Raw genomic sequence first — 12,061 nt, forward strand, 5'->3', positions numbered from 1 at the left:
TTAAGAGATAAATACTAATGACATATAACGTACGTGAGCATAGTTATGTAGTCGGTGGCCTAGGTGTTACAGGTCAGGCTTGCGTGCGCTTTTTGTTGCAACAAAAGGCAACGGTTAAAGCGTTTGATACACGTGCTAATTTTACTCTAGTTACCAACCCTGATTCTGATCTTGATACTGACATGCAAGCGTTTATGGCAGAGAAGGTCACTTGCAATACACTAAGTGAAGATTACTTTGATGGCGTAGACACCTTGGTGTTAAGCCCAGGTCTTGCACTTAATATTGAACAAGTGGCTTTAGCGCAAAAGTGTGGTGTTGAGGTGATCGGCGACGTGGAATTGTTCGCCCGTTTAAATGCCACCAAAAACGGCGCTACGCCAGCAAAGCGCGTAGTAGGCATAACCGGTTCTAACGGTAAAACCACGGTTACTTTATTAGTGAACCATTTGCTTAAGGCCTGTGGCGTAAAAAGTATTGAAGCGGGTAACGTAGGCCGCCCTGTGCTTGAAGCGCTTCAAAGTGATGCAGATGTAGTGGTGATGGAGTTATCAAGTTTTCAACTTGAAACTACGTCTAGCCTGGTGCTTGAAGCCGCTACTGTGCTTAATATTTCCGATGATCACCTAGACCGTCACGGTACCCTTGAGGCCTATATTGACGCCAAGCATCGCATTTTTGATAACGCTAAATCTGCGGTTGTATGGCGAGACGGTGAGTTTGTGGCGCCTGAAGAACCGCTAGCATCACAAGAGCTCATTGAATATGGTTTAGGGGAGTCGTCTACAGGGTTTGCAATTGCCGCTTTTGAAGATAAAAATGATGGTTCAAGCGATAAACAAAGCCTGTTTATTACGTTTAACGGTGAAAGCCTTATTGCGTTAAGCGAAATCCATCTAGCGGGCATGCATAACGTACTAAACATCATGGCTGCATTAGGCATCTGCCTTAAGCTAGGTGTTTCGCCTGAGCTCGCGGTTAAGCATCTACACAGTTTTAAATCTGCACCACATCGGTGTGTGGAAATAGCCCGTGTAAACGACATACGCTATATCGACGACTCCAAAGCAACCAATATTGGCGCCACGGTAGCGGCCCTTGAAGGGTTAGCCCCGACTATACAGGGGAAGCTAATTCTTATTGCAGGTGGTGACGCTAAAGGCGCTGATATAGCGAGCCTGTCGCCTTATCTAACAAAATATGTATCGCACGTGTTTGCTGTGGGTAAAGATGCACACTTGTTTGGAAAAAGTTTCACGCATACTACTCGTGTGGCAACCATGAAAGACGCGGTAAAAGCGGCAACAAGGCTAGCAGCCTCTGGTGATGTGGTATTGCTTTCGCCTGCGTGTGCAAGTTTAGATATGTTTAAGAACTATATGCATCGCGGTGACGTGTTTAAACAAGATGTATACGACCTACATAATCTACATAGTCAGAATGACCGCGCTGTGGAGGTTACATCATGATGACTGCCTCTTCCAAACTTAGCGCATTATTTGCCGCGAAGCACGACGGACAACCATCGGCAACGCATCCCTATGATGTCACCTTGATTTTGATTGCGCTGGCCTTGATGAGTATTGGTGTTGTTATTGTTACGTCAGCATCAATGCCGGTGGCAGATAGGCTACACGACAATCCGTTTTACTTTGCTATTCGCCACGGTATTTATATTGTTGGTGCCATCATTGCCGCAATGGTAGTTCTTAATTTGCCTATGCAGTTTTGGCGCATGACAAACCCCTACCTTCTGCTAGCGGCTATCGCACTATTACTAGCAGTACTGGTGGTGGGAAGAACCGTGAATGGTAGTACCCGTTGGTTAGCAATTGGGCCTATAACCATTCAAGCGGCCGAGCCCGCTAAACTCTTTTTCTTTGCCTATTTAGCGGGTTATCTGGTTCGCCGCTACGAAGAGGTTACGGAGAACTTAAAAGGCTTCATAAAGCCCCTTGTCGTGTTCTTTGCACTTGCAATGTTACTTCTTCTTCAACCTGACTTAGGTACAGTTGTTGTGATGTTTGCGACCACAATCGGCTTGTTATTTTTAGCGGGTGCACGGCTTTGGCAGTTCTTTGCACTGGTGTTTGCAGGCATATTGGCGGTTGTAGCGCTTATCGTGTTTGAAGAATATCGTATGAAGCGTGTTACCTCCTTTTTAGACCCTTGGGCCGACCCTTTCGGTGCTGGTTATCAGTTAACCCAATCCTTAATGGCCTATGGCCGCGGTAACTGGTTCGGTCAAGGTTTGGGTAATAGCTTACAAAAACTTGAATTTTTGCCTGAAGCACACACCGACTTTGTTATGGCCATCTTGGCAGAAGAACTTGGCTTTGCTGGCGTACTTGCCGTACTAGGACTCATTTTATGGATGGTATTGCGTGCGTTAAGTATTGGTAACAAAGCACTAGAAAAAGGGCGTGCGTTTGACGGTTATCTGGCGTACAGCATTGGTATTTGGTTTAGTTTCCAGACCGCGGTAAATATTGGTGCAAGCGCCGGTATTCTGCCAACAAAAGGGTTAACACTGCCGTTAGTTAGCTACGGCGGCTCGTCACTTATTGTGATGTCAGTGGCGGTAGCCATATTACTACGTATTGATTTTGAATTACGTGTTGATGGCGTACAGGCAATTGGCCGAGGCGATGGTAAGGACGGCAAGAAAAGGACCCGGCGCAAAAAGCCTTTTTCCTCAAACGAAGTTCAGGCTAAGGAAACGGCTAAATTAGAAAAAAACACCGATGATGAAGACTTTTCATCATCCACAGTGGAAGCTAAGCCTGCGACAAAAAAATCAACAGCAGAAGATGAAGGCAAAGCCGGCATTAAAGCTATTCTCGCTCGCGTGGCGCAGGAGGCGGATAATGGCTAAGCGTTGTTTAATTATGGCTGGTGGTACAGGCGGACATGTTTTCCCAGGCCTTGCAGTAGCTAACGCGCTTCGAAATGAAGGTTGGGATATTCATTGGCTTGGCACCGCCGAGCGAATGGAAGCGCAAGTTGTGCCTAAACACGACATTCCTCTTCACTTCATTCCCGTAAAAGGGCTTCGTGGCAAAGGTGTTTCGGCACGTCTTCAAGGTGCTGTTGCTTTAGTAAAAAGCTTATTTTCTGCAAGACGAATTATAAAACGTCTTAAGCCGGATATTGTTATTGGGTTTGGCGGCTATGCCAGCGGCCCAGGCGGCGTTGCCGCAAAAAGCTTAGGTATTCCCGTTATTGTACACGAACAAAATGCAGCAGCGGGCATGACCAATAAGCTTCTTAGTAAAATTGCAAGCCGCGTATTGCTTGGCTTTAACGATGCCAAAGAACAATTTTCAGTTGAAGCAGCGAAAGTACACACAGTCGGCAATCCTGTTCGTGATGAAATTTGGCAGGTCAAGCCAAAGCCTGTAGACGTTAACGCAGATAATAGCGAAAACACCCTTGAAAACACCAATGAGCGAACGGATAGCCTGAATATGCTTGTCGTTGGTGGAAGCCTAGGTGCACAAATTTTAAATGAAACCGTGCCCAATACTTGCGGTGTACTCGATGGGTTATCAATAAAACACCAGTGCGGTAAAGGTAACAGTGAAGGTGTCATCAAAGCCTACACGTCGGTGGGCGCAGATATGTCGAAAATCGATGTCAGTGATTTTATTGATGACATGGCCGCAGCGTACGAATGGGCAGATTTTATTGTCTGCAGAGCAGGTGCGCTTACGGTCAGTGAGGTTGCAGCTGCGGGGCGTGCAGCTATTTTTGTTCCGCTACCTTTTGCGGTTGACGATCACCAAACAAAAAATGCGCAATCGTTAGTGAAGCACAATGCGGCACTGATGATTGCTCAATCAGTATTAAAAGAAAATTTAGGGCAGGCGGTACGTCAGTGGTTACAACACCCTGAAGACTGCTTGAATATGGGGCGTGTTGCAAAAACATGTGCAAGCACTCATGCCACGGAAAATGTAGTAAGCCACGTTAAAAGCGTGGTAGGAGTAGGGGACTAATGGTTTTTAAAACCCCATTTGAAAGCCCGCAAATGCGCAGGGTGAAAAATATATTCTTTATTGGTATCGGCGGTGCCGGTATGGGTGGTATTGCCGAAGTATTACTGAACGAAGGTTATGCTATTGCTGGCTCTGACATTCAAGAAGGGCCAATGACACAGCGGCTAAGCGAATTAGGTGCTGATGTGAAAATAGGCCACCGTGCGGAAAATGTTGAAGGCATGGACGTTATTGTGGTGTCTAGCGCCATCAACGAGCAAAACCCAGAGATTATCGTGGCTCGTGAAAAGCGCATTCCGATCATTCGCCGTGCAGAAATGCTGGCAGAATTGATGCGATTCCGCCACGGTATTGCGGTGGCGGGTACCCACGGCAAAACGACCACTACCAGTTTGATTTCAACGATTTTCGCAGAAGCTGAGTATGACCCTACGTTTGTTATCGGTGGCTTGCTTAACAGTGCTGGTACAAATGCGCGTTTGGGTAAGAGCCGCTATCTGATCGCAGAGGCTGACGAGAGCGATGCGTCCTTCCTTCATTTGCAGCCGATGGTTTCTGTGGTAACCAATATTGAAGCCGACCATATGGATACTTATGGTGGCGATTTCTCAAAGGTAAAAGACACCTTTGTCGATTTCTTGTCGAACCTACCGTTTTACGGCCAAGCCATTGTGTGCGGTGACGATGCGAATATTCAAGAGATCCGCCCTCGCATAGGCAGAAGCATTCTTACCTACGGTTTTGAGTCTCACAACGACTATCGTGCAGAGAGTATTTCACTGTCATTTGGTAAAGCGAGTTTTACCGTTATTCGACCAGAGCGTGAACCGCTAGATATTACGTTGAATCTTACTGGCAACCACAATGTGCTTAATGCGCTAGCTGCTATTGCAGTGGCTTGCGATGAAGGAGTGGATGACGATGCTATCATTCGTGCACTTGCTAGCTTTGGCGGGATAGGCCGTCGATTCGAGCAGTTAGGTACGTTTACTACCAGTAAAGGTGAAGTGTGTCTGGTGGATGACTATGGTCACCACCCAACGGAAGTTAGAGCAACTATAGCTGCTGCTCGGGCAAACTGGCCAGATGAGCGCTTAGTTATGGTTTATCAGCCCCACCGTTTCACGCGTACCCGTGACCTCTATGAAGATTTCGTTGAAGTACTATCTAGCGTTGATGCGCTGTTGCTTCTGGATGTTTATGCCGCCAGTGAACAGCCTATTGAAGGCGCTGACAGCAAAGCGCTATGTCGTTCAATTCGTCAGCGTGGTCAAATCGAACCTGTATATGTGGGCGATAAAGACGCACTGCCAGGGATTTTGGCGAATATCATGCAGGACGGCGATATCGTCATGACTCAAGGTGCCGGTAACATCGGACAAATTGCTAAGCTTCTAGCACGCCATGAGTTAGAGCCTGCCACACTTGCTAAGGAAGGGGAATAACATGATTAGTCCTTCGGTAAGTGCTCGCTCGCAGAAAACCCATTCGCCCAGTGAGTACGGTAAAGTAGCAGTGCTGCTTGGCGGTGACTCTGCAGAGCGTGAAGTATCTCTTAATTCAGGTAACGCGGTATTAAAGGCGCTATTAAGGCAAGGCGTAGATGCCTTTGGGTTTGACCCAGCGGAGCGACCGCTTACTGATCTTCTTGAATTAAAAGTCGACCGAGCGCTAATTATGCTTCACGGTCGTGGCGGTGAAGATGGCTCGATGCAAGGGGCCCTTCAGTTCCTAAAAATTCCCTATACGGGGAGCCCAGTTTTAGGCTCTGCGCTGGCAATGGATAAAATTCATACTAAGCAAGTGTGGCAAAGTTTAGGTTTACCCACTGCAAAATATGAAATTGCTGATAAAAGGCACTTTGAAGCTGGTAAGTGCAGCGCTATAATGGATAAATTGGGGAATGAAGTCATGGTAAAACCGGCCAGAGAAGGGTCGAGTATTGGCATGGCGAGAGTGACAAGCGCTAAACAACTCGAAACTGCCATTCAGGACGCCTTTAAATACGATAATCAAGTCCTGTTAGAGCAGTATATAGACGGCCCTGAATTCACCGTTTCTGTATTACAGGGGCAGGCGTTGCCGTCTATTCGCATGTCTACTCCACATACATTCTATGATTATGCTGCGAAATATCAGGATAATACAACAGAATACTATTGCCCAAGTGGCTTGTCTGAAGAGCAAGAGGCACAGTTAGCGAAATTAGCATCTCGTGCTTTTGACGCTATTTCTGGCAGCGGCTGGGGAAGAATTGATGTTATGCAGGACAACCAAAGGCAATTTTATTTGCTAGAGGCGAACACGGTACCTGGCATGACAGAAAAAAGTTTGGTGCCGAAGGCAGCCAAAGTTGCAGGACTAACATTTGACGAGCTGGTACTAAGTATTCTTTCTACCAGTTTTGATGACGTTGCAAACAAGGCGTAAACGTGGCGGATACCAATACTAATCAAGGTAAGTCAGCTTCTGTAAAGGGCGGCAAAAGCAAGACGGCAGTGTGGGGCGGCGTCGCTTTCTTACTGTTTGTAATTGCTGGGTTAGTATTTGGCGGGCTTAAAGCAAATCAGTATTTGCAAGACGAACAGCAAATGCCGGTTCAGGTTATCGATTTCTCTGGTGATTATCAGCACATCGATATTACCAAGCTGGAGCGGTTAATACGCAAGGCGCAGCCTGGAAGCTTTTTCGCGCTTGACGTCAACGAAGTATTTGAGCTTGTTGAAGCGCAGCCTTGGGTTTATCGCGCATCAGTGAGAAAGAAGTGGCCGAATACATTAAAAATATATTTGGTTGAGCAGCAGCCTGTTGCGCAATGGAATGAAGATTTGTTGTTAAACCCTTATGGGGATACGTTTAACGACGAAGGTGTAAAGCTTGACTTGCCGCGTTTGTACGGCCCGGGCGGTAGTGAAAAAACTGCCTTAGAAGGCTACAACGCCATGCATGCGTTAATTGCAACGACTGATATGGCGATAGATGAATTGTCGTTGAGTGAGCGGTTTGCGTGGCAAGTGCAGTTGGAAAACGGCATTAAATTGAATTTAGGGCGTCAGGAGTTTATCGATAGGCTACAACGGTTTATTGATGTTTATCCACTTTTGGCGCAACAAGAGAAGGCGGTGAAATACGTCGACCTTCGTTATGACACGGGCGTTGCAGTCGGATGGAAAGATGACAGCGCCACAGATGAAGAGAGTTAAGGAAACCATGTCAAAACCTGCTGAACGCAATTTGATTGTAGGACTAGATATCGGCACCAGCCAAGTAAAGGCCGTGGTGGGTGAATTACTAGAGGACGATCAAATCAGTATTGTTGGCGTGGGCACCCATGCTTCGAAAGGCATGGATAAGGGCGGCGTTAACGATTTAAACCTAGTCGTTAAGTCGGTACAGCGTGCGGTAAACGAGATGGAGTTAATGGCAGATTGCCGTGTGTCTTCAGTTTTCATGTCTATCTCGGGTCGCCACGTTAAGTGCCAAAATGAAAATGGCATGGTACCGATTAACAACCAAGAAGTAACACAAGAAGATGTAGATAACGTTATCCATGCGGCGCGCAGTGTGCCAATTGCAGCGGAACGTCGTTTACTTCACGTGCTACCGCAAGAATTTACTATTGATGTGCAGGAAGGCATTAAAAACCCTATCGGTATGTCAGGAGTAAGAATGGAAGCCGATGCTCACATTATCACTTGCGCCGACGATATGGCCAAAAACATGGTGAAGTGTGTTGAGCGCTGTGAACTTAATGCTGATCAGCTGATTTTCTCAGCGTTAGCGTCAAGCTATGCAGTGTTAACTGACGACGAGCGAGAGCTTGGCGTGTGCGTGGTCGACATTGGTGGCGGCACTATGGATATGGTTATATTCACAGATGGTGCGATTCGCCACACAGCAGTTATACCGGTTGCGGGTAATCAAATTACCAGCGACATCGCTAAAATATTTAGAACGCCTATTAGCAATGCAGAAGAAATTAAGGTGAATTACGCCTGTGCATTGAAAGATATGGTGAGTATGGAAGACAGTATTGAAGTGCCTAGCGTGGGCGGGCGCCCGGCTAGAGTCATGTCTCGTCATACGTTAGCTGAGGTCATTGAACCTCGCTATCAAGAGCTTTTTGAGCTGGTACATGATGAAATTCGTGCCAGCGGTCTGGAAGAGCAAATTGCAGCAGGTCTTGTACTTACTGGCGGTACCGCTAAGATGGAAGGTGCTGTGGAATTTGCCGAAGAACTTTTCCAGATGCCCGTGCGCGTGGGCAAACCTATCGACGTAAAAGGCTTGTCTGAATATGTTGATGATGCTGGCTTTGCGACAGTCGTAGGGCTGCTGCAATATGGCAAAGTACAATCTGATAATAAGAAGTCCAGTACGCAGAAGACCGGTGAAAGCATATTTCATCGAGTGCAAAGCTGGTTTAAAGGTGAATTTTAATTTTATTTGGGGGCGCTATAGCTACGGCATTAAGGCTAGCAGGAAGCAATTAGCCTAAGGGAATGACCTGGCGTAGTGTTGAAAAAGACGTACAACCGGAGAGTAAGTATGTTCGAATTAATGGATAGTCACGGCGAAGAAGCCGTAATAAAAGTCATCGGTGTCGGTGGCGGCGGTGGTAATGCGGTTGAGCACATGGTGTCTCAAAGCATTGAAGGCGTAGAATTTATCGCAGTGAATACTGACGCACAGGTGCTTCGTAGCTCAAGTGCAGATGTAACACTTCAAATTGGCTCAAGCGTAACCAAAGGCTTAGGTGCAGGTGCCGATCCAAATATTGGTCGCGAAGCAGCGCAAGAAGACAGAGAAACCATTCGTCAGGCGCTAGACGGTGCCGATATGGTTTTCATCACGGCCGGAATGGGCGGTGGTACAGGTACAGGTGCAGCACCTGAAGTAGCGAAGATTGCTCGCGAAATGGGTATTCTTACGGTAGCGGTAGTGACTAAGCCGTTCCCGTTTGAAGGTAAAAAGCGGACTTCTTTTGCTGAGCAAGGCACTGTAGAGCTTGCTAACAACGTTGACTCGTTAATTACCATTCCTAACGAAAAACTATTAAAAGTAATGGGCCCAGGTACGCCGCTTCTGCAAGCTTTTAGCGCAGCAAACGATGTTCTACGCGGCGCAGTTCAAGGTATTGCGGAGCTTATTACTCGCCCGGGTCTGATCAACGTTGACTTTGCAGACGTACGTACTGTTATGTCTGAGATGGGTAAAGCCATGATGGGTAGCGGTGCAGCAAGCGGTCCAGACCGCGCTGAAGAAGCTGCCGAAGCAGCAATTGCTAGCCCACTCCTTGAAGATATCGATCTGTCAGGTGCACGCGGTATTCTTGTAAACATCACCGCGGGTCCTGATTTCGCTATCGATGAGTTCGAAACTGTGGGTAACGCAGTTAAAGCATTCGCATCTGAAAACGCGACCGTGGTTGTTGGTACCGTTATCGATATGGAAATGACAGATGAGCTTCGCGTAACGGTTGTTGCGACCGGTATTGGCGCAGAGCGCAAACCTGACATTTCATTAGTAAGCGCAGAAGGCTCTCGCCTTACACAGCCAGCTAAAGAATACGGCAATTCACAAACAAGTGAGCCGCGTTCTGCAGTAGGTGGTACAGAAGGCAACCAGGCGCTGAAAGCTGACGATAGTGCTCAGCCAGACAACGATTTGGAGTATTTAGATATTCCTGCGTTTCTTCGCAAGCAGGCAGACTAATTTAGCTGCCTGAAAACGAAGGGAATTATTTTACGTTTGTGTTGTCTTACTTCGTAAGGTGTATTTACACAGCGTAGAAAATTCGCGTGAATAGGACGAAAAAATGCGTAATCTGACGAGGTAAAACTTGCCAGAACGGGTGTTTTTTGACATGTGAGTAATAACTCACTATAATTCGCGCCCGCTTTTTTAATAGGTAAAAGCTTAAGCAGATGATTAGACAACGTACAATCAAGCAATCGGTACAAGAGACCGGAATTGGGCTTCATAAAGGGGAAAAGGTCACAATGACTCTCCGACCTGCGCCAGCAAACACGGGTATCGTGTTTAGGCGTGTTGACCTTGAACCACATGTTGACATACCTTCGCGTGCGAACGCGGTAGGTAATACTATGCTGTGTACGTGTCTAAATAATGAAGACGGTGTAACTATACAAACGGTAGAGCACTTAGCATCTGCGCTTGCGGGTTTAGGTATCGACAACATTATTGTTGAAGTAGACAGTAACGAGCTGCCAATTATGGACGGAAGTGCTAGCCCGTTCGTATTCTTGCTTCAATCTGCCGGTGTTGAAGAACTAAACGCGCCTAAGCAATTCATTCGTATTAAAAAGCCAGTTCGCGTTGAAGATGGCGACAAGTGGGCCGAATTAGTACCTTACGATGGTTTCCGTGTTGATTTTCAAATCGACTTTGACCACCCTGTGATCAGTCAAACTCGTCAGCACATGGTTATGGACTTTGATTCATGCTCATATGTTAATGAGGTGAGCCGCGCTCGTACTTTCGGTTTCATGAGCGATTTAGAGTATATGAACGCTAATAATCTAGCGCTTGGTGGAAGCATGGAAAATGCTGTAGCGCTAGATGAGTTCCGCGTACTTAACCCTGAAGGGTTGCGCTACGACGATGAATTTTTAAAGCATAAGATTTTGGATGCTATTGGCGACTTATACCTTGGCGGCCACAGTCTAATTGGTGAATTACGTGCGTACAAAACAGGCCATGGTCTGAACAACAAGCTATTAAACGCAGTTTTGGCGCAAAAAGAGTGTTGGGAGTTTGTAACCTACGACTCGCAGGAAACGGCACCAATTCGTTACGCTCAACCGGCGTTAGCGTAAAAATTTAGAAAAGCCGCCTAACGGGCGGCTTTTTTTCATATGGCAATTACTGTAATAAATGATACAGTAGCCGAATAATTAATATAAATTTCACCCATCCGACAAAAAACTATAAGTTGAAGGTTGTCGCCTTTGGCTAAAAATACATTCATAGTGTTATGAAGTAATATGAAAAAGAATGGCGTGAAACAGCAATTTTCTTCGTGGTATGAAATTAACAATCACACTAGCAGGTAAAAACAAACGTTACAGGCACAGCATTAGTGTCCGTACGCTCGTGAGCGCAACCGTGCTTTCGTCTATTTTTATGCTAGTGTCGAGCCGTTCTACTGAATCTGTGTCGGAAGATGTTGCACGGGTTCGTTTGGCGCAAACTGAAGTCAGCGAAAAACAAAAAGACGTTGAAGCGCTAAAACAACAAACCACAGTAAAATTAAAAGCTTTGCTTTCTCATGTAGCCGAATTATCTGCACAGGCCTCGTTACTTGACGAGAAGGGCAAGCAAATCGCAACAGAATTAGGTATGTCAGCGGCTGACCTGGACGCTTTCGTACCGGTATCGATACCGGAAAACCTCCAAGACGATCCCATCCTTCATGAAATAGCCAAACTAGAGCAATCTCTTGATTTAAAGTCTCAACAGTTGTCTATGCTTGAAAGTTTGGTAAGGGGTCACCATATCAACGAACAGAGCCAATTATCTGGTCGTCCGATAGAGTCAGGGTGGTTGTCTTCTTATTATGGTATGCGGGCCGACCCGTTTACTGGCGAACCTACCATGCACAAAGGGCTAGACTTCGCAGGTAAAGCAGGGGAAAACGTAGTGGCAACTGCCGCAGGTATTGTCACCTGGGCTGGTGAGCGCTACGGTTATGGCCAACTAGTAGAAATTGATCACGGTGATGGCTTTGTTACCCGTTATGGGCACAACGACACCCTTACTGTTTCAATAGGCGATGTGGTGACTAAAGGGAAGCCAATTGCAAAAATGGGCAATACGGGGCGCTCAACTGGCGTTCATGTCCACTACGAAGTAATAAGAAACGGAAAACCAATCGATCCTCTGCCTTTCGTTTACAAAAAATAGTATAGGTAGCAGCCAGGTAATTCTCGTTGATAATGTCTTATTAATTAAGGTCATTTGAAGCGAAGAAGCATAATTTAAGAACATCGCAAAACACAATGCATTTAATATTGTGTTTTATACGTTTAATTTAGCTGTGC

The 12,061-nt window shown here is 46.4% G+C and carries 10 protein-coding genes; all 10 read left to right on the forward strand.

Annotated elements, in window-relative coordinates:
• Positions 1-17 precede the first annotated feature (17 nt).
• Positions 18-1,469 (forward strand): UDP-N-acetylmuramoyl-L-alanine--D-glutamate ligase, encoded by a 1,452-nt coding sequence (gene murD / locus V7R55_RS01535; RefSeq protein WP_334056729.1) that lies wholly within the window; start codon positions 18-20, stop codon positions 1,467-1,469.
• Positions 1,466-2,875, forward strand: coding sequence for a cell division protein FtsW (ftsW, locus tag V7R55_RS01540; protein ID WP_334056732.1), 1,410 nt, complete (start codon positions 1,466-1,468; stop codon positions 2,873-2,875). Before murD ends, ftsW begins: the two co-directional genes overlap by 4 nt.
• Positions 2,868-3,998, forward strand: coding sequence for an undecaprenyldiphospho-muramoylpentapeptide beta-N-acetylglucosaminyltransferase (gene murG, locus V7R55_RS01545; RefSeq protein WP_334056734.1), 1,131 nt, complete (start codon positions 2,868-2,870; stop codon positions 3,996-3,998). Before ftsW ends, murG begins: the two co-directional genes overlap by 8 nt.
• Positions 3,998-5,443, forward strand: a complete 1,446-nt coding sequence (gene murC / locus V7R55_RS01550) for a UDP-N-acetylmuramate--L-alanine ligase (protein WP_334056736.1) — start codon at positions 3,998-4,000, stop codon at positions 5,441-5,443. The genes murG and murC overlap by 1 nt, the downstream gene beginning before the upstream one ends.
• Before the next feature lies 1 nt (position 5,444).
• A complete protein-coding gene (locus V7R55_RS01555; RefSeq protein WP_334056738.1) occupies positions 5,445-6,428 on the forward strand; it encodes a D-alanine--D-alanine ligase in 984 nt (327 codons plus the stop codon).
• Between the two features lie 2 nt (positions 6,429-6,430).
• Positions 6,431-7,201 carry a cell division protein FtsQ/DivIB gene (locus tag V7R55_RS01560; protein ID WP_334056740.1) on the forward strand — a complete coding sequence of 257 codons (771 nt, stop codon included), beginning with the start codon at positions 6,431-6,433 and terminating at the stop codon, positions 7,199-7,201.
• 7 nt (positions 7,202-7,208) lie between these two features.
• Positions 7,209-8,438 carry a cell division protein FtsA gene (gene ftsA / locus V7R55_RS01565; RefSeq protein WP_334056742.1) on the forward strand — a complete coding sequence of 410 codons (1,230 nt, stop codon included), beginning with the start codon at positions 7,209-7,211 and terminating at the stop codon, positions 8,436-8,438.
• 108 nt (positions 8,439-8,546) lie between these two features.
• A complete protein-coding gene (ftsZ, locus tag V7R55_RS01570; protein WP_118492812.1) occupies positions 8,547-9,713 on the forward strand; it encodes a cell division protein FtsZ in 1,167 nt (388 codons plus the stop codon).
• Positions 9,714-9,925: 212 nt separating this feature from the next.
• On the forward strand, positions 9,926-10,837 hold the full coding sequence (lpxC, locus tag V7R55_RS01575; protein ID WP_334056746.1) for a UDP-3-O-acyl-N-acetylglucosamine deacetylase: 912 nt from the start codon (positions 9,926-9,928) through the stop codon (positions 10,835-10,837).
• A gap of 208 nt (positions 10,838-11,045) precedes the next feature.
• Entirely contained in the window at positions 11,046-11,924 is an 879-nt protein-coding gene (locus tag V7R55_RS01580; protein ID WP_334056748.1) for a M23 family metallopeptidase, read from the forward strand.
• Positions 11,925-12,061: the final 137 nt, after the last annotated feature.

Origin of the sequence: Alteromonas sp. S005 (assembly GCF_036864475.1) — a bacterium.
GTDB lineage: Bacteria > Pseudomonadota > Gammaproteobacteria > Enterobacterales > Alteromonadaceae > Alteromonas.

Coding starts and splice junctions, on each gene's coding strand:
- ftsW (WP_334056732.1), top strand. CDS start 1,466: ATGATGACTGCCTCTTCCAAACTTAGCGCATTATTTGCCGCGAAGCAC.
- lpxC (WP_334056746.1), top strand. CDS start 9,926: ATGATTAGACAACGTACAATCAAGCAATCGGTACAAGAGACCGGAATT.
- murC (WP_334056736.1), top strand. CDS start 3,998: ATGGTTTTTAAAACCCCATTTGAAAGCCCGCAAATGCGCAGGGTGAAA.
- murD (WP_334056729.1), top strand. CDS start 18: ATGACATATAACGTACGTGAGCATAGTTATGTAGTCGGTGGCCTAGGT.
- murG (WP_334056734.1), top strand. CDS start 2,868: ATGGCTAAGCGTTGTTTAATTATGGCTGGTGGTACAGGCGGACATGTT.
- V7R55_RS01555 (WP_334056738.1), top strand. CDS start 5,445: ATGATTAGTCCTTCGGTAAGTGCTCGCTCGCAGAAAACCCATTCGCCC.
- ftsA (WP_334056742.1), top strand. CDS start 7,209: ATGTCAAAACCTGCTGAACGCAATTTGATTGTAGGACTAGATATCGGC.
- ftsZ (WP_118492812.1), top strand. CDS start 8,547: ATGTTCGAATTAATGGATAGTCACGGCGAAGAAGCCGTAATAAAAGTC.
- V7R55_RS01580 (WP_334056748.1), top strand. CDS start 11,046: ATGAAATTAACAATCACACTAGCAGGTAAAAACAAACGTTACAGGCAC.